This is a genomic window from Microbacterium sp. EG9 (assembly GCF_059759475.1).
The window spans coordinates 598,251-623,100 of the sequence record NZ_CM186217.1 but is presented as its reverse complement, the minus strand read 5'-3'; the positions used below and the strand labels follow the sequence as shown (position 1 = coordinate 623,100).

Genomic DNA, 24,850 nt, shown 5'->3' with positions numbered 1-24,850 from the left:
CTCCTGGGATGGCACCGAGTGCCGCGCAGACGATGACGGGTCCGGGGACGCTGTCCCGGACCCGTCATCGTCGACGTCCCGCCGCGGCGACCGCTACTGCAGAGCGGGCAGCTTGTCGTCGCTGTTGAGGGCGCGGAACAGGAGCGCAGCCAACGCGCCGCCGACCAGCGGGGCCAGGAAGTACAGCCAGTAGGCGCCGATGTCGAAGATGCCCGTGATGGACAGCCCCAGCGCGACGGCCGGGTTGAAGCCGCCGCCGGAGATGCCTCCCACGGCCACGGCGCCGACGAAGACCGTCGAGCCGATCGCGAGACCGTAGAACGAGTTGTGGACGTTGGACTTGGTGGTCGCGACGTTGAGCACGACGTACACGAGCACGAAGGTCCAGAGCGCCTCGACGAGGAACGCGGGGCCGATCTCGATCTTGGCGGGCTCGTCCGCGACGGGCCAGAGCGCGAAGCTGACGGCGGCCGCGAGCGCTCCGGCCGCGAGCTGGGCGACGACGTACGAGACGAACCGCGTCAGGCTGATGGCGCCGCGCAGCCAGGCGCCGAGCGAGACCGCCGGGTTCAGGTGGGCGCCGGAGATGTGGCCGGTCGCGAACACCATGATCATGAGTGCGAAGCCGATGGCGAGGGGGGTCAGGGCGCTGCCGCTGTTGACGGCGCCGATGATGGCGAACACGAAGATGAACGTGCCGATGAACTCGGCGAGGGGGTTGCGCAACGAATCCTTCATGATGAGCTCCTGTGGTCATCGCCGGTCCCTTCCGGCTCAGCACGACCATAGTGCACTCCCAGCGCTTTCCCAGGCAGCCGCGCGAGAACTCCCTCCACGCCGAACCGGGCCCCCTCCGATCGGAGAGGGCCCGGCAGCCGCGCAGCGCGGTCAGCGGTGCAGGTCGAACCGGTCCAGCTCGGTGACCTTGCCCCACGCGGCGGCGAAGTCGCGCACGAACTTCTCGGTGGCGTCGTCCGAGGCGTACACCTCGGCCAGCGCGCGCAGCTCGGAGTTCGAGCTGAACAGCAGGTCGACGCGGGTGCCGACGCCGACCTTCTCGCCGCTGCCGTCCTTCGTCCCGGCGAACGCGTGGGCTCCGGGATCCAGCGGCTTCCAGGTCGTGCCGAGATCGAGCAGCGTGACGAAGTAGTCGTTCGTCAGCACGCCGACGCGGTCGGTGAACACGCCGTAGGGCGAGCCGTCCCAGTTGGCCCCGAGCACGCGCAGACCGCCGACGAGGACCGTCATCTCCGGCGCCGTGAGCGTGAGCAGGTTCGCCTTGTCGAGGAGGTGGTACTCGGCGGGCATCGCCGCCAGCGGACCCTGGTAGTTGCGGAACCCGTCGGCCGCGGGCTCCAGGTAGCCGAAGGACTCGACGTCGGTCTGCTCCTGCGACGCGTCGGTGCGCCCCGCGTGGAACGGGATCTCCACGTCCACGCCCGCGTCGGCGGCCGCCTTCTCGACCGCCGCGTTGCCCGCGATGACGATCAGATCGGCGAGGGAGACCTCGATGCCCGCCTGTGCGGCGTCGGCCGCGATGCCCCCGAGCACGCCCAGGACGCGGTGCAGCTGCGCGGGGTTGTTGACCTCCCAGTCCTTCTGCGGGGCGAGGCGGATGCGGGCGCCGTTGACGCCGCCGCGCTTGTCGCTGCCGCGGAAGGAGGATGCCGCGGCCCACGTCGTGGCGACCAGCTCTGACACCGTGAGGCCGGAGGCGAGCACCCGAGCCTTGAGGTCGGCGACCTGGTCGGCCCCGAGCGGGGCGCCGGTCGGCGCCGGGACGGGGTCCTGCCACAGCAGTTCCTCGCCGGGGACCTCGGCGCCCAGGTAGCGGGCGACCGGACCCATGTCGCGATGCGTCAGCTTGAACCAGGCGCGCGCGAACGCGTCGGCGAAGGCGTCCGGGTCGTCCTTGAACCTGCGCGAGATCTTGTCGTAGGCGGGGTCCACGCGCAGCGCGAGGTCGCTGGTGAGCATGCGGGGCTCGCGCTTGCCGTCGCTGTGGGCGAGCGGCACCATGTCGGCGCCGTGGCCGCCCGTCGGCCGCCACTGGTGCGCGCCGGCCGGGCTCTTCATGAGCTCCCACTCGTACGCGTAGAGGATGTGGAAGAACTCGTTGTCCCACCGGGTCGGGTGGTAGGTCCACGTCACCTCGAGGCCCGACGTGATCGTGTCGTCGCCGCGGCCGGTGGCGTGGTTGTTCTTCCACCCGAGGCCCTGCATCTCCAGCCCCGCGGCCTCGGGGTTGTCCTCGAGGTTGGCGTCGGGGGCGGCGCCGTGCGTCTTGCCGAAGGTGTGGCCGCCGGCGATGAGGGCCACGGTCTCCTCGTCGTCCATCGCCATCCGGGCGAACGTCTCGCGGATGTCGCGGGCCGAGGCGAGCGGGTCGGGGTTGCCGTTGGGCCCCTCGGGGTTGACGTAGATGAGGCCCATCTGCACGGCCGCGAGAGGCTTCTCGAGCTCGCGGTCGCCCGAGTAGCGCTCGTCGCCGAGCCACGTGGTCTCGGGGCCCCAGTACACGTCGTCGTCCGGCTCCCACACGTCGGTGCGTCCGCCGGCGTAGCCGAAGGTGCGGAAGCCCATCGACTCGAGCGCGACGTTGCCGGCCAGGATCATGAGGTCGGCCCAGGAGATCGACTGCCCGTACTTCTTCTTGACGGGCCAGAGCAGGCGCCGGGCCTTGTCGAGGTTGACGTTGTCGGGCCAGCTGTTCAGCGGAGCGAAGCGCTGCTGTCCCGCTCCCCCGCCGCCGCGGCCGTCCGTCACGCGGTAGGTGCCGGCGGAGTGCCAGGCCATGCGGATCATGAGGGGCCCGTAGTGGCCGAAGTCGGCGGGCCACCAGTCCTGGCTCGTGGTGAGGAGCTCCGCGATGTCCGCCTTGACGGCGGCGAGGTCGAGCGACTCGAAGGCCGCCGCGTAGTCGAAGTCGTCATCCAGGGGGTTACGGACGCTCGGGTTCTTCGCGAGGATCTTGAGGTTGAGCTGGTTCGGCCACCACACCCGGTTCGCCGAGCCGCTGGTGGGATGCGGCTGCGCATGGATGACCGGGCAGGTCGCCGCCTCCTCCGCGCGCGCCTCGTCGGTGTCGCTGACGGTGAGGGACTGGTCGATCTCGGTCGCGTCAGCGCCGATACCGGCGGTGGTCGGGTCGTGGTCGGTCATGGTGTTCCTTCCGTTGGGGTGGGTCCGGCGGCGGCCGCGCACGACGGGCAGAGCCCCCAGTACGTGACCTCCGCCGTGGTGAGGGTGAAGCCGTGCGCGTCGGACGGTTGCAGACAGGGCGCGGCGCCGATGGCGCAGTCCACATCGACGACCGTGCCGCAGGAGGTGCACACGAGGTGGTGGTGGTTGTCGCGCACCCGCAGCTCGAACAGCATGGGGCGCCCGGCGGGCTCGATGCGGCGGACCAGCCCGGCGTCGACGAAATCGCCCAGCGCGTTGTACACGGACTGGCGGCTCGTCCGCGGCATCCGCTGGACGATCCGCAGGAAGACGTCGTCGGCGCTCGCGTGCGGCATGTCGCGCAGGGCGTCGTAGACGGCCGTCCGCGACTCGGTGACCTTGAGTCCGGCCGCCCGCAGCGCGGCCGGGGCCGCCGCCTCGCCGTGCGGGGTGTCGATCTCGGTCATGTCTCCACCCTACCCAATTTTGACAAAGTCAAAATTACTCACGGGTGATCCATAGGCCGTCACGCCCGCGCCCCGAACGCCGCAACGCCGCCCCCGGTGGCGGGGACGGCGTTGCGAAGACGCGGAGGGCGCGTCTCAGTAGCGGTAGTGCTCGAGCTTGTAGGGACCCTCGACGGGCACGCCGATGTAGGCGGCCTGCTCGGGGGTCAGCTCCGTGAGCTCCACGCCCAGGGCGGCCAGGTGCAGGCGCGCGACCTTCTCGTCGAGGATCTTCGGCAGCACGTACACGCCGACGGGGTACAGCTCGGGCTTCGTGTACAGCTCGATCTGGGCGAGCACCTGGTTGGTGAACGACGCGCTCATGACGAACGAGGGATGCCCGGTCGCGTTGCCGAGGTTCATCAGGCGCCCCTCGCTCATCACCAGGATGCTGCGGGGCGCGCCGTCGGCGGCCGCCGGCAGCCGGTACTCGTGCACCTGGGGCTTGATCTCGATCTTCTCGACGCCCGGCAGCGCCTCCAGACCGGCCATGTCGATCTCGTCGTCGAAGTGGCCGACGTTGCCGACGATCGCGAGGTGCTTCAGCTTCGTGAGGTGCTCGACGGTCACGACGCGGGTGTTGCCGGTGCCGGTGATGAGGATGTCGACGTCGCCGACGACGGACTCGAGCCGGGCGACCTGGAAGCCGTCCATCGCCGCCTGCAGCGCGCAGATCGGGTCGACCTCGCCGATGATGACGCGCGCGCCCTGACCCCGCAGGGCCTCGGCCGCGCCCTTGCCCACGTCGCCGTAGCCCACGACGAACGCGACCTTGCCGCCGATCAGCACGTCGGTGCCGCGGTTGAGCCCGTCGGGCAGCGAGTGACGGATGCCGTACTTGTTGTCGAACTTGCTCTTGGTGACCGAGTCGTTGACGTTGATGCCCGGGAACAGGAGCTTCCCGGCGGCGGCGAGCTCGTACAGGCGGTGCACGCCGGTCGTGGTCTCCTCGGTGACGCCGACGATCTGCGACGCCATGCGGGTGAAGCGCTGCGGGTCGCGGGCGAGACTGGCGCGCAGCGTGTCGAGCACGATGCGGTACTCGAGGGAGTCGTTCTCGGATGCCGCGGGCACCGCGCCGGCCGCCTCGAACTCGACGCCCTTGTGCACGAGGAGCGTCGCGTCGCCGCCGTCGTCCAGGATGAGGTTGGGGCCGTCGAAGCCCTCCGCCGACCAGTCGAAGATGCGGTCGGCCAGCTGCCAGTACTCCTCGAGCGTCTCGCCCTTGAACGCGAAGACGGGAACCCCGGCGGGCTCGTCCACGGTGCCCGTGGGGCCGACGGCGACCGCGGCGGCGGCCTCGTCCTGCGTGGAGAAGATGTTGCAGCTCGCCCAGCGCACCTGCGCTCCGAGCGCGACGAGCGTCTCGATGAGCACGGCGGTCTGCACGGTCATGTGCAGCGAGCCCGCGATGCGGGCGCCGGCGAGGGGCTGCGAGGGCCCGTACTCCTCGCGCAGTGCCATGAGCCCGGGCATCTCGTTCTCGGCGAGGCGGAGCTGGTGACGACCGGCCTCGGCGAGGCTCAGATCGGCGACGACGAAGTCGTGGAGGCGGGCGGGGGCGGCAGTGGTCGGCATCCGACCATTCTCGCACCCCACGCCCGGGGACGGCTGTGCGTCAGACCCGCAGCGTCTCGTGGCGCACGACGACCCAGCCCTTCGGCACGGACAGCCGATCGGTGTGGATCGCGCAGAGGTCGTGCGCGTGCGGGTCGGTCGCCGCGCCGAGGGGGCCGAGCGCCGCCATCTGGTCGCCGTAGTCGTAGGTCAGGGTCGTCACAGCCTCGCGGGCACAGCCCACCTTCGAGCACAGTCGGGTACGCATCGCCCTCACGGTACCCGTCCGCGGTGCTCCCCGAGCGGATGCCGCGCCGCCGCGGGGCGATCGGCCCGGCCGATCGGCGCACCCTAACCTAGACTCGGACCATGATGAGGCGGCGCGCGAGCAGTGCCCCGCGCGTGCGCGCCTCGCGCCACGGCCGCCACGGCCGCGAGGACCGCAGCCCCGTCGTCCGCCCGCCCCTGCCCGCGCAGGAGACCCGGGAGGAACGCTTCGACTTCATCGTGGGCACGGCGGCGGAGTTCCTGCGCAGCGCCTGGCCCGAGCTGCGCGACGTCGCCTTCGAGGTCGCGGCGATGCCTCCGGCGCCCGACGCCGACGGCATCCCGCGCTGGACGGTGTCGACGGGCGACCGGCGCATCGTGCTCTACCGGCTGCCGATCGAGCGTCTCGGGTCGCTGCACCGCGAGGACGACCTGCACCGGCGGATGGCGATCGAGAGCTGCGTCTTCCGTGCGGCCGCGGAGTACCTCGACCGCGATCCGTGGGACCTCGGCCCCGAGCGCTTCCGCTACTTCTGAGCGCGCCGCCGGCGGCGGCCCTCAGCGGGCTCAGCGGGGATACACCGTGACCGCCGACGCCGCCGCCGCGCTCGGCGCCACCGGATAGCCCGCGAGAGCCGACGCCCCCGCGTAGGTCACGCCCGCGCGCACGGCGCCCGTGCCGGGATCGACGCGGTAGACCTCTCCGGGGCGGACGGGGACCGTCACCGCCCCCGACGCCGGCACCGTCACATCCGTCGCCGTGCCCGCGCCGGCCGCCGCGGTCAGCACCACGGTCGTCGCCCGCCCGTCGGAGGAGGCGAGCGTCAGCGTGGGCTCCGGCGCGCCGGACCCGCCGGCGGCGACCGCGACGAGGGCGGGAGCCGAGATCTCCTCGGCCGCGACGAACCAGCCGAAGTCGCTCCCGGCGCCGAACCCCGAGGTCGCCCACACCGCGCCGGTGACCGGGGCCGTCGCGCTCACGCGCACGGCGTAGGTGCCGGTGGCGAGGCCGCCGAGGTCGAGCTTCAGCGGCACACCCGCCGTCAACGGCACGGTCTGCGCGGTGCCCACCTGCGTCGCGCCCTGGAAGACGGTCACCGTCGCCTGAGCGTCGCTGCCCGGCGACAGAAGCCGCAGCGCGGTGGGCACGTTGCTCTCGCCCGCGCCGCCCTGGGTCGTGACGACCGGGACGCCCGGGATGACGAGATCGGTGTCCGGCACGGCGGCGGCGCCCACCTGGTCGACGCCGCCGGCGACGAGCACGCGCGTGAGGCTCGCCTGCAGCGCGGCACGGACCGGCGCCTGGGACGAGGTGATCCGCAGGACGGGGTTCTCCTCGCCGATGGCCAGCGAGGCGAGCGGGATGACGCGCTGCGTGCCGGCGGGAACCACGATGCCGTTGCCCGCCACGGGCACGGCGCCGCCGTCGGCGCCGTAGACGGTGACGGCGACCCGCGCCGCGACCGCGCCGGGGTTGGAGAGCACGACGAGATCCGACGCCCCCGTCGCGGCGGAGCCCGCGACGAGCCACGACTCCATCTCCGGGCGGGCGCACGCCGCGGCGGCGAACCCGCTGAGGTCCTCGGCGGCCGCCCGGGCGGCCGAGGCGGCCGCGATGTCGGTCGGCTCCCCGCCGACCGGGGCGGCGCGAAGCGTCGTCGGGCCGGTTCCCCCCGTGACATCGGGGGTGAGCAGCGTCGAGGTGGTCGCCGCAGCGGGCGTGCCCGCGGAGGCGGCGGCGGAGGTGACGGCGGCGGGTGCGGCATCCGTGAGCTGGGAGGCGATCGACGCGTCGCGCCCCGTGGCGAGGATCGGTCCCACGCACGTCGCGACGGAGGCGGATGCGGGGGTGTGCGCCGTGACCGTGACGGCCTCGCGCGCGAGGGTCGGCAGCGGCGTGACGACGAGGGCGACGGCCGCGGCGATCGCGACCGCGGCGACGGCGCCGCCGACGGCCAGCCGCACGCCGGCGATGCCGCGCGGACCGCGGGCGTGGGAGACTCCGTCGCTCACGCTGCCCCTCCTCGTTCGAGACCGACGGTGCGCGGGCGACGCCGGTTCAGGCGGAGCGAGCGCCGCGTCGGAAGCGCCAGCAGGAGCGCGATGACGATCACTCCGATCTGGAGGACGGCGACCTCCGCACCGGCGGTGCCGCCGGTCTGCTGCCGATCGACGACCGTGCCGGTGACGCGCCACAGCTTGCCGCGGCCCGTGTCGCCGACGATCTCGAGGTCGTCGCGCTGGTCCAGCGCCGTCTCCGCCCCGATGCGCACGGCCCGTGCGACGTCGCTCTCGCCGTCACCGCCGCCGCTGAGCAGGACGAAGGCCACGCCGTGGGCGGCGAGGTCGGCCACGGCGCTCCCCGAGGGCGCGGCGAGCAGCTCGGCGGTCAGTCGCGCCGCCTCGGCGTCGCCGGCGTCGGGGCCCCGGCGCGCCGAGCGGAGCGTCGTCTGTCCGCCGAGGGCCGAGGTCTCGCCCCACACGACGTCGGTGACGACGGCGCCGTCGGATGCCGGTGTCAACACGAACGTCGCGTTGCCGAGCCCGGCGCGGCCCTCCGCCTCCACGTAGGCGGGCAGCGTGCTGCTCGGCCCGTCGGTGAGGGCGGAGGTCCCCCGGGGAAGCGCGGTGAGGGCGGGCACGGCGCTGACGGCGAGCGCGGCCATGGCCAGGACCGCCAGCGGCATCCGCACCCGGGCGGCGTCGGGGATCGCATCGACGGCGAGCGCCGCCGCGCCCAGCAGCGCCAGCCAGTACAGGCTCAACGCCGCCCCGGGCCACACGGCGATGCCCACGGACGCATCCGTGGTGACCTCGATGCCGATGACGGCCATCGCGGTCGCGAGGGCACTGACGGCCACGACGAGCGCGACGGCCGCCGGCACGACCCGCGACAGGAGCGGTGCGGCGACGGCGAGACCCAGCAGCGGGACGACCAGCAGCAGCGCCCACGGTCCGATCCCGGCGACGAGCTGATCCCAGCCCGCGCCGTCGGTCGTCGGGAATCCGAAGGCGATCGCGATGCGGCGCGCGAGGTCGACCTGCTCGCCGCTCGCGAGGGGGACGCCGGGGTCGGCCAGGAGGGCCCACGGGTCGCCCGTGTCCAGGCGATGCCAGACCATCGGCGCCCAGACGGCCACCGCGGGCACGAGGAGCCAGATGACGCGGGCGATGCCGCGGCCTCGTCCGAGGCTCGCCGTGAGCACGATGGCCACGACCCACAGCAGCACGACGGCGGGGGCCAGCGAGGGCGCGCAGGCCAGGACGGCGACCGCGATGACCGACCCCATGCCGGCCGCGCTCCATGAGCGGTGCGCGACGGCGGCGGTCCACAGCAGCCACGGCAGCAGCAGGTGCGCGATCACGACGGTGGGCCGACCGGTGGCGAGCGCCCCCAGCAGGCTCGGCGCCAGCGCGTAGCCGACGGCGACGAGGGCGCGCGCGAGGGGGCGCTCCGTGACGCGGGTCGCCGCGAACCACGCCCCGAGCGCCGCCAGCGGCAGCGCCAGCACCCACACGACGACGAGGACGCGCGAGGGCGCCGCGGGCCACAGCGAGCCGAGCACGGCGATGACCGCACTGAACGGATCCGCCGGACCGCTGGTGTCCCAGCCGAGCGGACGCAGTCCCGACGCGGCATCCGCCCACAGCTGCGCGACCGTCGCCCGCAGCGGGACGAGCGCTCCCCCGCCGAGCACCGGCCACGCCAGCAGCGAGAGGAAGGCGAGCACGGAGACCAGGAGCGCGCCCAGCACGATCCAGGCCCCGCCGCCCGAGAAGAAGCGCAGTTCCCCGCGCGCGGCACCGTCCACCACGTCGTCGTCGAGGCGTTGGCGCAGTTCGGCGCGGGTGATCCGCAGCGGCGCGAGCTGCGCCCACGAGACGCTGCGCCCGGCCCGGATGCCGCGTCGCGCCCGGGCGACCGCACCCGGGCGGGCCATCACCGTGACGGTGGCCCCCCACTCGGGGCCGATGAGCGCGGGGCGTTTGCCCAGCAGCAGCGCCACCGACCGCAGCAGGGCCAGCGGGAGGTACGACAGCCAGTGCAGCGGGACCGCGGCCGCCGGGGCGTAGGCGAGGCGGCGGTGCAGCTGTGCGGTGCGCTGGGCGTAGGCGCGGCGCACGCCCTCCGGCTCGAAGCGGTCGCCGAGCGCCGGCGGGTCGCTGCGATCGGCGTCGGCGATCGCGACGATCGCCTGCGGTGCGAGCACGACGCGCCCGCCGCGCAGCCGGGCGCGGACGCCGAGGTCGAGGCCCTCGTCCGCGCCGGCGAGCGCGGTGTCGAGTCCGCCCAGCGCCCGCCAGGCGTCGGTGCGCACGAGGATGCCGCGGACATCGGCGCCGAGGACGTCGTCGCCCGCGTCGTGCTGACCCTGGTCGTGCTCGCCGTCGGCGAGCCCGACCGTGCGCCCCCCGTGGGTCAGGGAGACGCCGAGGGAGACGATGCGGTCGTTGTCGTCGGCGCGCACGAGCTTCGGGGCGGCGAAGGCGACCGACGACGAGGTCTCGAGCGCACCGAGAAGGCGCATGAGGGCGTCGGGCGCGGGGGTGGTGTCTTGGGCGAGGATCCACACCGCCTCCCCGTCGAGTCGGCGGCTGGCCAGATCGAGGGCGTCGGCGAAGGAGGTGCCGCGATCGGCTGTGATGACCCCTTCGGCGCCCGACTCCCCCGCGATGCGCTGCAGTTCACGGTCGCCGGCGTGCACGCCGCAGAGCACGATCGTGAGCCTGTCCACGGGGCGCGACTGCGCCGCGAGCGCGGACAGGACGCGTTCGAGGCGGATGTCGGTGGCCACGCGCGCATCGGGGCGCACGACCAGCAGTGCGTGAACTCGGGCGGGCATGACGTCGTCAGCCTAGGCGCGGACGGCTCGGGCCCGCGCACGTCGCCCGCGAGTCTCGGGAACTCGTCAGGCGCGGCGCTTGAGCTTGCGGCGCTCGCGCTCGCTCAGCCCGCCCCAGATACCGAAGCGCTCATCGTTCTGCAGGGCGTACTCGAGGCACTCCCCGCGCACGTCGCACGAGGTGCAGATGCGTTTGGCGTCTCGCGTCGAGCCGCCCTTCTCCGGGAAGAACGCCTCGGGATCGGTCTGGGCGCACAGGGCGTCGGCCTGCCAGGCGAGGGCGGTGTCCTCGTCGGTCGCCGCGGCCCGGCGCACGCCCGGCACGCCGAGATTGACCGGGTCGACGAACCAGTTGTCGGGGACGCCGGAGCGGTAACCCGTCATATCGTTCTCCCCACGTTTTCCCGATGCGCCGATGCGCGTGTTGGGAATAATTACACCCTTGTCATTCGCCGTGGTCAAGTCGCAGATCGTAAACCCTCAATGAGGGATTGAACCTTCATCTCGACGTATCGGCGTGTCGCGCGCGATGTCGCGGGCTCACGCCCCGGGCTGAGCGAGGAAGATCTCACCGGATCCGGCGACGGCGATGACCCCTTCGTCGGCGACGTGCACGGCGGCCCCGGGGCGGAGGGCGACCTCATGGCCGGATGCCGAGACGACGACCTCGCCCCGCGTGCACAGGGCGATCGCGGGGCCACGCAGCGTCAGGCGTGCGTCGGCGCCGGGGGCGACGCTCACGCAGGACAGGGCGAAGTCGTCGACCGGTGTGTCGTAGTCGACCACGCCGTCGCCGACGGCGCGGGGGTGCACGACGGGGGCGGGTCCGGGGGTGACGTCCACGACGCGCATCAGTTCGGGCACGTCGACGTGCTTAGGGGTCAGACCGCCGCGCATGACGTTGTCGCTCGCGGCCATCAGCTCCACGCCGAGACCCGACTGGTAGGCGTGCAGGACGCCGGCGGGCGCGAACAGCCCCTCCCCGCGCCGCAGCGTGACGAGGTTCATGAGGAGGGCGACGATCAGACCGGGATCTCCCGGGAAATCCGCGGCGGCCGCACGCAGCACGGCGATCTCGTCGGAGAACTCGGCGCTGTCGGCACGGCCGAGGGCGGCGGTCAGGTCGGCGACGATCGCGGCATCCGCCTCGTCGAGGGCCCACGCGAGCGTGCCCCGCAGCGCGGACCGGGCGTCGACGCCGGTGTCGGCGTCGCCGAGCCGTTCGCGGATCTCGGCGACGGCGCCGCTCGCCGAAGGCGCGTCCAGGGCGTCCAGCAGCCGTCGGGTCTCGGCGAGCGGACGCAGTCCCACGAGGGCGCGGAACCGCTCGCTCAGCGCGACGATGATCTCGGGCTTGTGGTTGTCGTCGCGGTACAGACGCTCCGCTGCGTCGCGCGGGACTCCGGCGCCCTCCTCCCGCGCGAAGCCCTCCCGCGCCTGGTCCCGCGTGGGGTGCGCCTGGATCGACAGCGAGGATGCCGCGGCCAGCAGTTTCAGCAGGAACGGCAGCGGCGGGCGCCCGGCCTCGGCGAGGGCGACGTCGAGCGTGCGTCCGTCCGGCGTCCGCGACGGGCAGCCGGGGTGGTCGCCGTACCAGATCTCGGCCTCCGGAGCCCCCGTCGGCGGACGCCCCTCCAGTCCCGCGATCAGGGTCGTGGAGCCCCAGGAGTAGTCGCGCGGCTCGTTGGAGATCGGCGTCAGCATGCCCCCAGCCTAGAACCGCCGCCGCGATAGCCTGATCACACCATGGCCGTCTTCACCACGCACCCCGTCGCCGCGCCGCCGACCGCGCCGGTGCGCGCGACGACGGCCCATCTGCTGCTGCGGGGCTGGTGCATCTTCGTGATCGCCGCGGCGCTCGCGGGCACGTCGTGGCTGATGCTGCTCGGGGCGCCCGGCGCGGCGGTCGTGGCGATCGCGACCGGAGTGGTCTCCGCGGTGCTGTGGGCCCTGCTCCGCCCGCCCGTGCAGTGGCGCCGGCTCCCGTGGTTCGCGATGGGCTACGTCATCTGGGCGATCGCCTCGCTCCTGTGGAGCGCGCATCCGACCACGACGGCCGTCACGCTGCTGCTCCTGCTGATCACGACGCTGCAGGCGATGTTCGTCGGCGCCGTGCTCACCTGGCGCGAACTCGTCCGCGCGATCGCGTCGGCCCTGAAATGGGTGCTGGGGCTGTCGATCGTGTTCGAGCTCTGGGTCTCGCTCGTGTGGGGCGGCCCGATCCTGCCGCAGTTCGTGCGGCCCGACGGGCCGGTCGCCGATCCGATCGTCTACTGGTCGCGCGACAACCTCTTCGACGGGGGCCGCATCCAGGGCGTCTTCGGCAACGCCAACCCCCTCGCCTACGTCGCCCTGCTCGGCATGATCGTGTTCGCGATCCGTTTCGCCACGCGCGCCCCCCGACGCTCGCTGCTCGTCGCCTGGTTCGCCCTCGCGGCCTACCTGTTCGTGCGCGCGGGATCGGCGACCGCCTGGCTCGCCGCCGGCGCCGTCGTGGTGGTCCTGCTCACCGTGCTCGCGATGCGCACCACCCGCCGCGCCGGCGAGCGCACACGCTACTACCTCGTCTACGCCGTCGTGGCCGTCGGCGGACTGGTCGCGCTCTGGGTCGGCCGCGAACGGGTGTTCTCGGTGCTGGGCCGCTCGTCCGACCTGACCGGCCGGGAGGGCATCTGGTCGATCGTCGGGGCGAAGGCGGTCGAGCGCCCCGTCGTGGGCTGGGGCTTCGCCACGCCCTGGCTGCCCGACGACCCCGCGTTCGACGGATGGATCGTCGACCACGGCCAGACCGTGATGCAGGCCCACAACATGTGGCTCGACGTGTTCTTCCAGCTCGGCGCCGTCGGGCTCGCCCTCATCGCCCTGACCTTCTTCGCCTACGTGTGGCGGTCGTGGTTCTTCGCCGTCGACCGCCCGCGCTGGGATCTCGTCGCCGACCGCCCCTACTCTCCGGTCACCCTCCTGCCGACCCTGGTCGGTGCGGTGCTGCTGGTGCAGGGCCTGGCCGAGTCGGGGCCGCTCCTCGGCTGGGGCTGGCTGTTCGTCGTCATGCTCGCCTTCAAGATCAAACAGGCGCCGCTGCTCGGCCGAGGCGCCTCCGAGCAGCGCCTGGTCGGCGAACAGGGCGAGCCGGAGCGGATGCCGCGATGACGCGCGCCGGGCGCGGCGACGGGTCGCTGCTCGGCGCCGGCAGCCCCCTGCAGCGCCTGCTCGCTTCGGCGGATCTGGCGCGGGCGTACACGCTCGCCGCCGTCGCCACCCTGGTCGGTTCGCACCTGATCGCACGGCTCGCCGGCGTCGTCACCCTCCGCAGCGTCATCGCCGGGCTGTGCGCCCTCGCGATCGGCATCCTCATCGCCCGTCGCGAGGAGCTGACGCCGCTGCGCCTGGTCCCCCTCACCGTGCTGCTGTGGGTCACCTGGGCGTTCGCGAGCGTCTTCTGGAGCACCGACCCGCTCGGCAGCCTCGCCCGCTGGCTCGCGATGGCGGCGATCGCGCTGATCGCGGTGACGATCGGCCACGTGCGCGACCCGCTCCAGACGGTCCGCGCGCTCGGCGACGTCCTGCGCGTCGCGCTCGGCCTGTCGCTCGGCCTCGAGATCCTCTCGGGGCTCCTGCTCGACATGCCGCTGCGTTTCCTCGGCATCCAGGGAAACATCGCCGCGCTCGGGCCGGTGCAGGGGATCTTCGGCACCCGCAACATGCTCGGCTTCGTGGCGGTCGTCGCGATGGTCACCTTCGCCGTGGAGCTGCGCACGCATTCGGTGCGCACCGGTGTCGGCGTCGGATCGCTCGCCCTCGCCGCCGCGCTCGGCATCCTCTCGGCCTCCCCCACGGTGCTCGTGCTGGCCGTCGCGGTCGGTGCGGCCACCGGGGCGCTCACGCTCGTGCGCACCGTGCCGCCCGCCCGGCGCGCCGCCGTGCAGTGGTCGCTGGCGATCGTCGTCGTGGTGGCCGCGCTCGTCGGATACGCGCAGCGCACCCGCCTGCTCGATGCCCTGGGAGCGACCGACGACCTCGACATGCGCACGCGCCTGTGGTCGCTCGCGGAGTTCTTCGTGCAGCTGCGCCCCGTGCTGGGCTGGGGCTGGTTCGGGCCGTGGGACCGCTCCGGCCAGCCGTTCCTGACCATCAACCAGCTGCTGGCCCAGCACCACTCCAGCGCCCTCAACGCCTACGTCGACGCGCTGGTGCAGCTCGGCTGGGTGGGGGTGCTGTTGCTGTGCCTGCTCGGCGGCGTAGCCCTCGTGAGATCGTGGAGCGTCGCCAGCCGGCGCCGGTCGATCGTGCACGCCTGGACGCCGCTGATCGTGGTGACCCTGGCGGTCACGAGCATCTTCGAGTCCATCGCGCTCGTCGGCTTCGGGTGGATGCTCCTGTGCCTGTGCGCCGTGCGCGCGGGACAATCGCGGTCGTGGCGCGACCGGCTGCGCGTCGGCGCCGCTCCCACCGCGGGGCTGCCCGAGGCGGGGTAGCTCAGCCCGCGTGGTCGGCGTTGTACGCGTCGAGGACGTCGCCGATCGCGGCATCCATCACGAGAACGCCGTTGTCGAGGTAGAGGCCGCGCGTGCAGAACCGACGCAGGTCCCGCTCGTTGTGGCTGACGAAGAAGAGCGTGCGCCCGTCGGCGAGGAGCTCGTCGATGCGGCGGTAGCACTTCTCCCGGAACGCCTTGTCGCCGACGGCGAGCACCTCGTCCACGAGGAGCGTGGGCTCGTCCAGCTGCGACACCACCGAGAACGCCAGCCGCACCTTCATGCCGTTCGAGAGGTGCTTGTAGGGCATGTCGACGAAGTCGCCGATCTCGGCGAAGGCGATGATGTCGTCGAAGCGGCGCGAGGTCTCCGCCTTCGACATGCCGTGCAGCCCGGCCATCAGCCGCACGTTCTCCCGCACGGTGAGATCGCCCACGAAACCGCCGGTGATCTCGATGAGCGGCGCCACTCCCCCCTCGACCCGGACGGACCCCTCGTCGGGGAGCAGCACCCCGGCGACGAGTTTGAGCAGCGTCGACTTGCCCTGCCCGTTGCGGCCGACGACGCCGATCGCCTCGCCGCGGCGGACGTCGAAGGAAACGCCCCGCAGGGCCCAGAACTCGCCCGGCCGGCTGCGCCGCGCCGAGCCCGCGAAGAGGTCCTTCAGGCTGCGGCGACCGCGGCGGTTGCGGCGGAAGCGCACCCCCAGGCCGTCGACGCGGATCGCGATGTCCTCGCCCATCACAGCTCCTTCAGCACGGCGGGCTCCAGGCGCCGGAAGACGACGACGCCGAGGGCGAGGATGCCGAGGCTGAGGACGGCCGCGACCAGCACGGCCATGACGTCCGCCTCGCCGGGGAACAGACCCACGCGGTACAGGGTGAAGATGCCCGACAGCGGGTTGAGCAGCGCCAGGTCGCGGAAGATCCCGGGAAGGTCGTTCACGCCGTAGATGATCGGCGAGGCGTAGAACAGGGCCCGCAGGATCAGCCGGGTCGTGCGCTCCAGGTCGCCCCAGAGGACGCACAGCGGCGCGACGAGCAGACCGAGCCCGACCAGCAGGATCGCCTGCAGCGCGACGGCCACCGGGAACAGGAGCAGCCCCCAGCCCACGGTCGCCCCCGAGAAGACCGCGAACAGCACGAGCACGGGCAGCGAGAAGACGAACTCGACGCCCTTGCTGAGCACGATGCGGTTGACCCAGATCGAGCGCGGGATCGCGGTCGAGCGCACGAGGCGCGCGTCCTTGTTGAAGGCGCGGGTGAGGTCGCCGACCGCCGCGTTGAACCACACCCACGGCAGCAGGCCCGACAGGAGGAACACGATGTACGGCTGGGCGCCGATGTCCCCCCGGTGGAACACCTGGGTGAAGACGAACCAGTAGATCGCGCTCATCACGAGCGGATCCAGCACCGACCACAGGTAGCCGAGGGCGCTGGTCGCGTAGCGCACGCGCAGGTCGCGAGCCGACAGCAGCCACAGCGAGTGCAGGTAACGCCGCGGGGAGCCGGCGGCGCCGACGACGGCGGTGGTCACGCGTCCGAGTCTAGGAGGTGAGCGCGCGCACGCGGGTGGGCCTGTGCCGCCCCGCACAGGGGGCGCAGAGCGCACCGGGGTAGACTCGTGAGGCCATGGCCTCCACTCCTTCGCGCCACGACGCGGCCCCGAACGACACGTTCACGCCCGCCAGCGCGACGATCGCGATCGTCACCTTCAACCGTTCCGGACTGCTGACGAGGCTGCTCGAGAGCATCACCGCGATGGACCCGAAACCGGGCCATGTCGTCATCGTCGACAACGCGTCGAGCGACGACACCACCGCCGTCGTCGAGTCGTTCCGCGACCGCCTGGGCACCGAGCTCGTGTACCGCCGGCTCGACGAGAACACCGGCGGCTCGGGCGGGTTCAGCGAGGGGATGCGCGTCGCGTACGAGCTCGGATCGACCTGGATCTGGCTCATGGACGACGACGTCGAGGTGCTGCCCGACGGCCTGGCGAGGATGGGGGCGTGGGCGCCGCGCTTCAAGTCGATCCAGGGGCGGCGCTACGACTTCGACGGCAGCGAGTTCTACTGGCAGTACCGCGTGGCGGAGCCGCTGGCCATCCCGATCCCGTTCGCGCCCAGCGGCTTCGACGACTCGGGCTACAAGGAGATGAACTCCGGCTGCTTCGAGGGCATGTTCATCCATCGCGACATCGTCGAGCGGATCGGCCTGCCCGACCCGCGCTTCTTCATCTACTGGGACGACCAGACCTACGGCTGGCTCGCGTCGCGGGTGACGACGTCGGTCATCGTCAACGAGTTCGTGCTCCGCCGCACCCGCGAGATCAAGCAGTGGGACATGGGCATCCGGCACATGAACGCGTCGAGCAACGCGTACCGCTACTACATCATGCGCAACCGCGCCATCATCAAGCGCTACTACCGCAGCCTCGGGGTCTACAACCCGGTGCTGTTCGGCGCCGGCACCGCGCTCACGTTCGGCAAGGAGCTCATCCGGCTCCTCTTCGTGGAGCGCACCGTCCGGGGGACCTCGAACCTGTTCCGTGGGTTGCGCGACGGCAGGAAGATCGCGCGGGACGCCGACTGGAAGCCGATGCCGCCGCTGGTCGCGGCGGGAAGGCCGTCGAGCTAGCCCTCCGCGTTCGGCGAAGAGCCGAACCCGCGTTCGATGAGGTCGGCGACGACGATGTCCGACGGAGACGCGCCGAAGGGCGGGTCGACGACCCGGAACCGGTCGGGATCGCCCAGGAAGGCGCGCACGACGTCCGGGTTCCAGCCCGACAGCACGGCGCTGGACCCCAGGCCGTCCGAACGCTCGGTCGCCCTGCGGTGGATCAGCGTCGGCACGCCGTGCACGGCCGCCTCCTCCTGGATGCCGCCGGAGTCGGTGACGATGAACCGCGCGGACTGCAGGAGCGCGACGAACGCGCTGTGCTCGAGCTTCGGCGCGACCGTCAGGCGCGAAAGCCCGGCGTCGGCGATCGTCGACGCCACCGTCTCGCGCGAGTAGGAGTCGACGATGATGTCGAGGGGCACGGGCGAGTGCGCGTCGAGGAGCCGCAGGGTGTCGAGCACCAACGTCGGCTGAGAGATGAACTCGTAGCGGTGCAGCAGGACCAGTCCTCGGTCGCGGAGCTCCGGCGCGGGGGCGGAGCTCGCCGCATCGCGCACCGCATCGCGAACCGTGTTGCCGTGCGTCGCCACGACGTTCCTCCGGCCGCGCAGATTCGCGACCGCCTGGTCGCTGGGCGCGTAGTGGACCGACGCGAGCCGCCCCACGATGCGCCGATCGAGCTCCTCCGGGAACGGGTGCCGCCAGTCTCCGGAACGAAGACCCGCCTCGACATGGGCGACCGGCAGGCCGAGGAGGCGACCGATGACGGTGCCCAGGACCGTGGTCACCGTGTCGCCGTGCACGACGACCACGCCGTGGCGCCGGTGCCGGCGCCGTTCGGACCTCAGATTGCGCAGCGTCCAGGCGGCGACCGTCCCCATCCACCCGACCATCTGAAGAGGCGAGGTCAGCGGGCGGCCACGCCAGCCGTCGGCGATCACGCGATCGGGCGTCGGCAGTCCGAGCTGCGGGATCGCGGTGCGCAACGCCTCCGTGTGCTGCTGCGTCACCCATTGCTCGAAGGGCACGCCGCGCTCCTGGAGCCGGCGCATGACCGGCGCGAGCTTGATGGCTTCCGCCGTCGTGCCGTAGACGAAAATGATCACGCGACCGCCTCCACTGTCATCGGGGATCCGCCGGGAGGGCGACACTCATCGAACACCTCGGCTCTGCGACGGGGCCTCGGGCGCGCGACGTCGCTGGGCAGCTTGTCACGCATCTGAGCACTCCGGAGTAGGCGAGGAGTGGCGCCGTGCGACGACGGGCCACGCCATCGATCCTAGGGGAGAGCCCGGCGGGGCCGCGGATGCGGAGGGTCCGAGCCCGCGGTTGGTAGACTGACCCGCCGTGCACGTGCTCGCCGCAGGGCGACGTTCCCCGGAGCGCGCGAGGCATCAGACCCACCATCAGAGCATTGAGGCGCGCCGAATGTCAGAGCATCCTCTCGATCGCGTCTCCCCCCGCGAGGCGGCGTCGCGAGGGCACGTGCGCGCACACGCTCGCGGGCTCTCCGAGGTCGCTCTCGCCAGCGTTTTCGGCGTCATCGCCTCGTTCGTCTTCCAGGTGGCGAGCGCCCGCTATCTGGCGCCGACGGATTTCGGCCTGCTGTCGGCGTTCCTCGCCGTGGTCGGGACGGCGGCGATCGGGAGCTCGTCGCTGCAGAACATCACCGCCGTCCAGACGGCGTCTCTGATGCGGGAGACCCCGAACCCCGTGAGCCGTCGGCGCATCCCCCGCGACGCCCTCATCCTCGGAATCGCCGCAGGGGCAGCCGTCGCGGCCGCGGCGCCGACGCTGGCGGCATCCCTCGGGAGCTCTTCGGCGATGATCCTCGCCGCGGCCGTGTCCATCCCGCTGAGCTTCTTCTTCGCCGACGCGCTCGGCCTGCTCCAAGGCGCGGGGCGGGTCTCTCAGGCGGTGTGGTGGTCCACCGCCTCACTCCTGCTGCGCCTGGCCATCCTCGGCGTCGGCGTCCTGCTGGGCTGGGGACTCGGCGGTGCGGTCGGAGCCGTCGTCTGCGCGACGGCGATCTCCGTGGTCGGCGCCGCGTGGTCGGCGCGCGGGATCGCCCGCCCGATCGGCGGCGTGTTCTCCCGCAGCGGCGCGGCGATCGTGGTGCTGACGGTGGCGTTCGCGTGGCTCACGTCGTCCGACATCCTGTTCCTGCGGGCGGCGGACGCCACCGCGGTGGCCGGATCGTATGCCGCGGCGACGGTGCTCGTGAAGGCGGGATTCCTGGTCCCGTCGACCCTGTCGCTCTACCTGCTCCCCCGCTTCATCCGCGTTCAGGACGACCGGCGCCTGTCCCGTCTCGGCGTGCTGGTGACACTGGCGCTGTCGATCGGCACGAGTCTGGCGATGACGCTCGTCTTCGCGCTGCTCGGCCCGTGGATCATCCACACGCTGTACGGAACCGAGTTCACCCTCGCCGGAGACCTCCTCGTCCCCGTCTGCCTGGCCTACCTCCCCTGGATGGCTGCTCAGGGGATGCTGATCAAGATGACGTCCACGGCGTCGATGGGAGGCGCGCTCGCCCTCGTCGCCGCCGTCATCGTGCAGTCGATCGCCTTCATGGTGGTCGCACCCGACATCCCGCTCATGCTCACCTGGCTCGGGGCCATCGGCGCCGCGGCCCTCGTCGCCTTCCTCGTGATCGACAGCACCGGGGCCCGGCGGGCCGAGCGCAACGAAAGGAACAGCCATGGTCGTGCGTCGTGACGGGATCACGGGTTACGTGATGGGAGGACTGGGAAACCAGATCTTCATCCTGGCGGCGGCGTGGGAGCAGGCGCGCCGGCTCGACGTGCCGGTCTATCTGGACCGCTCCCACTACGCCGTCGGCGGCACGTTCGCCTACGGTCTCGACGCCTTCACCCACCCCGCGATCTCGCTGGCGCCGGAGCAGTCGCCCTGGCGGTCCGTCCGCGTGAATCGGGAGCGCGTGCTCCCCCTGCCCCGCCGGCCGTGGGGACGGGTCTTCCTCGAGCGCGACGGCGACGCCTACACGCCCTCGATCGAGCAGGTGCGTCCCGGCACCACCCTGATCGGCTACTTCCAGTCGCCGCGCTACTTCCCCTCGATCCGCGACGAGCTGAGCGATGCCATCCTCGCCATCGACGAGGAGCCTCGGGAGTCGGCCGAGGTCGCACGGATCCTCGCGGAACCGGCGATCTCCCTCCACCTGCGTCGCGGCGACTATCTGGCGGTGTCTCCCGACCGGCAGTTCATCGCCTCCGTGGCCTACGCGGTCCGGGCCATCCGCACGCTGCGCGCGCTGGGCGTCGACCTGCCGGTGCGGGTGTTCTCCGACTCGGTCGCGCTCGTCAAGGACGAGCTTCGGGGCGTGGCCGGCGACTTCGAGTTCGTCGAGGAGGGCCTGCTCGGAACGTGGGCGAGCCTGCGCGCCATGTCCGCCGGCCGCGCGATGATCATGAGCAACTCGAGCTTCAGCTGGTGGGGGGCGGAGCTCATGCGTCGCCGCTTCGGCGCCGACACGCCGGTGGTCGCGCCGCGCCCGTGGACGCGGGGCGGAACAGCGAAAGCCGACCTGCTCGACCCCGACTGGATCACCCTCGACGCCCGCTGAGGTCGGATGCGGCCGGGGTCGCGCCGCGCGCCCGGCGGAACGCCCGCCGATGCAGGACCACGCCGCGGACGACGCCGGCCCAGAACGTCGGCGCGAACACCGGCAGCCAGCACACGAAAGCCAGCAGCCCACGGGGCGGACAGCCGTTGCGGGCGGCGACGGACAGCAGACCGCCGACGCCGAGGACGGCGATGCCCGCGAGCGCGGCCGCACCGGCCGCGCCGAAGAGCACGAGCAGGGCCCCGACCACCACCGGTGAGATCGCGAAGGCCACCAGCACGATGCTGCGCGCGGGCGTCGTGCCCGCGTAGCTGTCGACGAACAGGGTCCCCCGGTCGAAGGTGTGCCGGACGAAGCGGCGAACGCTGGTGCGCGGCCGGTACAGGGCCCGGAACGCGGGGTCGATGCGGATGCCCGCCGTCCCCGCCAGGTGGCGCAGCACCTTGGTGTCGTCCGACACCAGCCGCGCATCGGCCTCCGGCCAGGCGTACTCGAACGCCTCCCGGAGTGCGCCGATCTCCGCGAGGAACATCGTGGTCCCCTTCGGGGCGGCGTCGAAGTTCTCGGGCGTGAGGTCGAACTGCCGTGGCCGCCGCAGATACCGGCCCCAGAACGCGTACGTCGGAGCCTCCCAGAACAGGCCGATCAACGGCACCGACGGGTCGGTGACCACGTGCGCGTTCCAGGCGATGCCCGCCGGCGCCTCACGACGCGCCGCCAGGACGGAGGACAGCGCATCGGCCCCGATCAGGACCCGCGAGTCGAGAAGCAGCACCAGGGGCGCGCGCGCCGTCGACAGGCCCAGCCACCGCGCCAGGAAACGACCGCGGTTGCTCTGCCGTCGCAGACGCACCTCTCCGGGGAATCGTTCCGCCGCGTCGGCGACGACGGCCGCCGTGTCGTCCGTCGATCCGTCGTCGACCACGATCACCTCGGCGCGCACCCCCGCACGCGACACGGCGACCCCGAGCGCCGTCAGCGTGTCCGCGAGGTAGGGCGCGGATTGATAGGCGGGGATCACGACGCTGATCTGCGGGTCCGCGTCACTCACCCGTGCCCCCCGTCATCGCCGAAGGCGTCGTTCGGGAGGGCACGGAGCGCGCACCGGAGGGTTCGTCGAATCGCGTGGCGATAACATGGTCGTCGGCGCGGATCACGGCTCCACGATACCCGCGCCCGTCTGAACGCGTTCCGCCCTGCGAGCCACCACACCTGAGGAGACCCGCCGTGTCGCAACGCCGCCGCGCCATCGCACTGATCGTCGCCCCCCTGGCCCTGCTCGTCTCACTGCTGACCTGGGGCGTGTCCTCGCCGCAGGGCTCGAGCCCGGACGAGCACTACCATCTCGCGAGCATCTGGTGTGCGGACGGCATCGTCCCCGGGGTGTGCGAAGAGGGCTCCGCACCTCAGTACCGCTCGGTGCGCGCCGACATCGCCGAGGCATCGCTCTGCTTCCGCCGGCATCCGGACCAGTCGGCCGCGTGCGTCGTCGACGACGCGCGCATGGTCGAGACGGATCAGGCCAACTGGGCCGGCGAGGCCTACCCGCCGGTGTTCTACAGCGTCATGCGGATGTTCATCGTCCCCGATGACGTCGGGCTGTCCGTGCTCATCCTGCGCAGCCTCAACGCGGTCCTCTACGTCGGCCTCCTCACCGCGCTGTTCTTCCTCCTCCCGAGGCGCCTGAGGCCGCCGATGATCTGGGGGGCGGCGCTGACCATCGTCCCGCTCGGCGCGTTCCTCATCCCGAGCATCAATCCGAGCACGTGGGCGATCCTGTCGGCCACGGGCCTCTGGGTCGCGACCTGGGGCTACTTCGTCGAACGGCGGCTCACGCGCCGGATACTGCTCGGCGCGCTCGCGGTGACGTTCCTGGTGATGGGGGCGGGGGCGCGCAGCGATGCGGCCGTCTACGGCGTGCTCGCGATGATCGTCGGCACCGTGCTCGGCTTCGAGCGCAGCCGCCGCTTCCTGCTGTCGGCCATTCTTCCGGTGGCGCTCACCGCGGTCGCGGTCGCGTTCTTCTTCACGAGCGGACAGTCGGCGATCGTCTCGGCATCGACGGCCAGCACCGACGCCCCCCTGGCACTGCACCAGCTCGCATTCCTGGACCTGAAGCTGCTGCCGGAGCTCTGGGCGGGGGTGTTCGGGACGTGGGGTCTCGGCTGGCTGGACACGACGATGCCCGGCAGCGTGTGGGTGACGACGATCGCGATGTTCTCGGCGGTGTGCTTCTGGGCGCTGCGCCGAGGCGACGTCCGCAAGTGGATCGTCACAGCCGGGGTCGCCGCCAGCCTGGTGGTCGTCCCGATGTTCATCCTGCTCCACGACGGCGTCATCGTCGGCCAGTACGTGCAGCCGCGGTACATCTACCCCCTCATCATCCTGTTCGCGGGCGTGGTGGTCATCGGCTTCCCGCGCCCCGGCCTCGGGCTGAACCGGACGCAGCTGCTGGTGGTCGCGGCCGGTCTCACCGTGGCCAACAGCGTGGCGCTGCACGTGAACCTGCGGCGCTACGTCACGGGCGTGGATGTGCCGGGATTCAACCTCGACCTCGCGGTCGAGTGGTGGTGGAACGCACCGATCACGCCGTTGGGCGTGTGGGCGCTGGGCACCGTCGCGACGGCCGTGCTCGCGGGGATCCTCGTCCGCGCCGCGTGGAGCGCCCGTGAGGACGCAGAGGCGATTCAGGCCTCGTCGGTGGTGCCCCGCGCCTGAGCCTTCTCGAGCTCGACGATGCGCAGCTCCTGCAGCGCGGCGCGTTCGGCGAGCGCGCGCGTCTCGGACTCCAGCCCGGTGAGCTCCGCACTGTTCTGGATGCAGACGAGGAACAGCACGGCGATGCTGACGAAGAAGATGAGGTTCGTGGGCAGCACGACCCCGGCCAGCGACGTGGCCCACACGAGGATGTCGGGGAAGAGGCCGGCGATGAGCGCCAGGGAGGCCGCGAGCAGCCACCAGATGGCGTGCCTCTCGCGCAGACGGCGTCGGCGGAGCAACTCGACGACGACGCCGAAGGTGATCACCGCGGCGACGACACCGAGGATGTACGCGGTGGTGCTCATGCCGCTCCTTGTGTGAACCGGGGCGCCGGGCGCACGTAGGCGAAGCCCAGGGCGACGAAGGCCCGCAGCAGATAGACCGCGGCGAGCAGCGGGTTGTGCGACGGCTTGCCTCCCATGCGCGCGCGCATGACCACCGGAACCTGCGTGATGCGGCATCCGGCACGCGCGGCGATGACGAGCGCCTCGACGGTGTCGCCGAGATACTCCGCGGGCATGTTCTCGGCGAACAGGGCGATGGCGCGGGGCCCGCACGCTTTGAACCCCGAGGTGGCGTCGGTCAGGCGGGCGCCGGCCGATCTGCTCAGCACGGCGGCGATGGAGCGCATCGCCCACCTCCGCAACCAGTGCACCTGGTACTCGCCCTCACCGGCGAAGCGCGCACCGATCACGACGTCGGCATCCGCCAGGCGCTCCAGCAGCGCGGGCACGGCGCGCGGGTCGTGCTGACCGTCGGCGTCGATCTGGACGACGGCCGCGTAGCCGCGCTCCTGCGCGTACTTGAAGCCGAGGCGCATCGCCCCGCCCACCCCGAGGTTGAACGGAAGACGGGCGACCGACGCCCCGGCGGCGGCGGCGACCTCGGCCGTCGCGTCCGACGAGCCGTCGTCGACGACGAGGCACGTCGCCTGCGGCAGTGCCGCCGTGATCTCCGCGATCACACCGCCCACCGCCTCCTCTTCGTTGTATGCGGGCACGACGACCAGCACACGAGCGGGCAAGGAGGGCATGGAACGATCCTAGCTTCGAGCCCGGCGCTGACCGAGCGGTCA

At 72.3% G+C, this 24,850-nt stretch carries 22 protein-coding genes; 7 read left to right on the top strand and 15 right to left on the bottom strand.

Going from position 1 to position 24,850, the window contains the following annotated elements; translation table 11 throughout:
• Positions 1-93 precede the first annotated feature (93 nt).
• From AC6CQV_RS02710 to AC6CQV_RS02690, 5 genes are all read right to left on the bottom strand, one after another.
• Positions 94-738 carry an MIP/aquaporin family protein gene (locus AC6CQV_RS02710; protein WP_060960922.1) on the bottom strand — a complete coding sequence of 215 codons (645 nt, stop codon included), beginning with the start codon at positions 736-738 and terminating at the stop codon, positions 94-96.
• A gap of 150 nt (positions 739-888) precedes the next feature.
• Complete coding sequence (gene katG / locus AC6CQV_RS02705; RefSeq protein WP_498260193.1) at positions 889-3,162, bottom strand: catalase/peroxidase HPI; 2,274 nt, start codon at positions 3,160-3,162, stop codon at positions 889-891.
• Positions 3,159-3,629 carry a Fur family transcriptional regulator gene (locus AC6CQV_RS02700; protein WP_101306702.1) on the bottom strand — a complete coding sequence of 157 codons (471 nt, stop codon included), beginning with the start codon at positions 3,627-3,629 and terminating at the stop codon, positions 3,159-3,161. Before AC6CQV_RS02700 ends, katG begins: the two co-directional genes overlap by 4 nt.
• A gap of 135 nt (positions 3,630-3,764) precedes the next feature.
• Positions 3,765-5,246 (bottom strand): adenosylhomocysteinase, encoded by a 1,482-nt coding sequence (ahcY, locus tag AC6CQV_RS02695; RefSeq protein WP_060960925.1) that lies wholly within the window; start codon positions 5,244-5,246, stop codon positions 3,765-3,767.
• Between the two features lie 40 nt (positions 5,247-5,286).
• Complete coding sequence (locus tag AC6CQV_RS02690; RefSeq protein ID WP_005048283.1) at positions 5,287-5,493, bottom strand: DUF3499 family protein; 207 nt, start codon at positions 5,491-5,493, stop codon at positions 5,287-5,289.
• A 101-nt stretch (positions 5,494-5,594) separates the two neighbouring features.
• Between AC6CQV_RS02690 and AC6CQV_RS02685 the strand changes: the two genes are divergently transcribed.
• Positions 5,595-6,029, top strand: coding sequence for a metallopeptidase family protein (locus AC6CQV_RS02685; RefSeq protein ID WP_191008927.1), 435 nt, complete (start codon positions 5,595-5,597; stop codon positions 6,027-6,029).
• Between the two features lie 30 nt (positions 6,030-6,059).
• Here AC6CQV_RS02685 and AC6CQV_RS02680 read toward each other — a convergent pair whose 3' ends face one another.
• The 4 genes from AC6CQV_RS02680 to manA form a co-directional block, all read right to left on the bottom strand.
• A complete protein-coding gene (locus AC6CQV_RS02680) occupies positions 6,060-7,505 on the bottom strand; it encodes a DUF5719 family protein (RefSeq protein WP_498260192.1) in 1,446 nt (481 codons plus the stop codon).
• Positions 7,502-10,336 carry a glycosyltransferase gene (locus AC6CQV_RS02675; protein WP_498260191.1) on the bottom strand — a complete coding sequence of 945 codons (2,835 nt, stop codon included), beginning with the start codon at positions 10,334-10,336 and terminating at the stop codon, positions 7,502-7,504. Before AC6CQV_RS02675 ends, AC6CQV_RS02680 begins: the two co-directional genes overlap by 4 nt.
• A gap of 66 nt (positions 10,337-10,402) precedes the next feature.
• A complete protein-coding gene (locus tag AC6CQV_RS02670) occupies positions 10,403-10,720 on the bottom strand; it encodes a WhiB family transcriptional regulator (RefSeq protein ID WP_101306705.1) in 318 nt (105 codons plus the stop codon).
• Positions 10,721-10,876: 156 nt separating this feature from the next.
• Positions 10,877-12,040 carry a mannose-6-phosphate isomerase, class I gene (gene manA, locus AC6CQV_RS02665; protein ID WP_498260190.1) on the bottom strand — a complete coding sequence of 388 codons (1,164 nt, stop codon included), beginning with the start codon at positions 12,038-12,040 and terminating at the stop codon, positions 10,877-10,879.
• 42 nt (positions 12,041-12,082) lie between these two features.
• Between manA and AC6CQV_RS02660 the strand changes: the two genes are divergently transcribed.
• Positions 12,083-13,486, top strand: coding sequence for an O-antigen ligase family protein (locus tag AC6CQV_RS02660; protein WP_498260189.1), 1,404 nt, complete (start codon positions 12,083-12,085; stop codon positions 13,484-13,486).
• Positions 13,483-14,811, top strand: a complete 1,329-nt coding sequence (locus tag AC6CQV_RS02655) for an O-antigen ligase family protein (protein ID WP_498260188.1) — start codon at positions 13,483-13,485, stop codon at positions 14,809-14,811. Before AC6CQV_RS02660 ends, AC6CQV_RS02655 begins: the two co-directional genes overlap by 4 nt.
• A 1-nt stretch (position 14,812) precedes the next feature.
• On the opposite strand, the gene AC6CQV_RS02650 is transcribed toward AC6CQV_RS02655, so the two are convergent.
• On the bottom strand, positions 14,813-15,553 hold the full coding sequence (locus AC6CQV_RS02650; protein ID WP_498260187.1) for an ABC transporter ATP-binding protein: 741 nt from the start codon (positions 15,551-15,553) through the stop codon (positions 14,813-14,815).
• Complete coding sequence (locus AC6CQV_RS02645) at positions 15,553-16,347, bottom strand: ABC transporter permease (protein WP_498260186.1); 795 nt, start codon at positions 16,345-16,347, stop codon at positions 15,553-15,555. Before AC6CQV_RS02645 ends, AC6CQV_RS02650 begins: the two co-directional genes overlap by 1 nt.
• A 95-nt stretch (positions 16,348-16,442) precedes the next feature.
• Here AC6CQV_RS02645 and AC6CQV_RS02640 point away from each other — a divergent pair, with 95 nt between their 5' ends.
• Positions 16,443-17,447, top strand: coding sequence for a glycosyltransferase family 2 protein (locus AC6CQV_RS02640; RefSeq protein ID WP_498260185.1), 1,005 nt, complete (start codon positions 16,443-16,445; stop codon positions 17,445-17,447).
• Here AC6CQV_RS02640 and AC6CQV_RS02635 read toward each other — a convergent pair.
• A complete protein-coding gene (locus tag AC6CQV_RS02635) occupies positions 17,444-18,535 on the bottom strand; it encodes a UDP-N-acetylglucosamine 2-epimerase (protein WP_498260184.1) in 1,092 nt (363 codons plus the stop codon). The genes AC6CQV_RS02640 and AC6CQV_RS02635 overlap by 4 nt on opposite strands.
• A 322-nt stretch (positions 18,536-18,857) precedes the next feature.
• Between AC6CQV_RS02635 and AC6CQV_RS02630 the strand changes: the two genes are divergently transcribed.
• Together AC6CQV_RS02630 and AC6CQV_RS02625 are read left to right on the top strand one after the other, a co-directional pair.
• On the top strand, positions 18,858-20,147 hold the full coding sequence (locus AC6CQV_RS02630; protein ID WP_498260183.1) for a lipopolysaccharide biosynthesis protein: 1,290 nt from the start codon (positions 18,858-18,860) through the stop codon (positions 20,145-20,147).
• A complete protein-coding gene (locus AC6CQV_RS02625; RefSeq protein WP_498260182.1) occupies positions 20,131-21,015 on the top strand; it encodes an alpha-1,2-fucosyltransferase in 885 nt (294 codons plus the stop codon). Before AC6CQV_RS02630 ends, AC6CQV_RS02625 begins: the two co-directional genes overlap by 17 nt.
• On the opposite strand, the gene AC6CQV_RS02620 is transcribed toward AC6CQV_RS02625, so the two are convergent.
• Complete coding sequence (locus AC6CQV_RS02620; protein ID WP_498260181.1) at positions 20,996-22,066, bottom strand: glycosyltransferase family 2 protein; 1,071 nt, start codon at positions 22,064-22,066, stop codon at positions 20,996-20,998. The two genes, AC6CQV_RS02625 and AC6CQV_RS02620, sit on opposite strands and share 20 nt — an antisense overlap.
• Positions 22,067-22,242: 176 nt before the next feature.
• Between AC6CQV_RS02620 and AC6CQV_RS02615 the strand changes: the two genes are divergently transcribed.
• Positions 22,243-23,733, top strand: coding sequence for a DUF2142 domain-containing protein (locus AC6CQV_RS02615; protein WP_498260180.1), 1,491 nt, complete (start codon positions 22,243-22,245; stop codon positions 23,731-23,733).
• Here AC6CQV_RS02615 and AC6CQV_RS02610 read toward each other — a convergent pair.
• Entirely contained in the window at positions 23,703-24,080 is a 378-nt protein-coding gene (locus AC6CQV_RS02610) for a DUF2304 domain-containing protein (protein ID WP_112932604.1), read from the bottom strand. The genes AC6CQV_RS02615 and AC6CQV_RS02610 overlap by 31 nt on opposite strands.
• Entirely contained in the window at positions 24,077-24,808 is a 732-nt protein-coding gene (locus tag AC6CQV_RS02605; protein WP_498260179.1) for a glycosyltransferase family 2 protein, read from the bottom strand. Before AC6CQV_RS02605 ends, AC6CQV_RS02610 begins: the two co-directional genes overlap by 4 nt.
• Between the last annotated feature and the right edge of the window lie 42 nt (positions 24,809-24,850).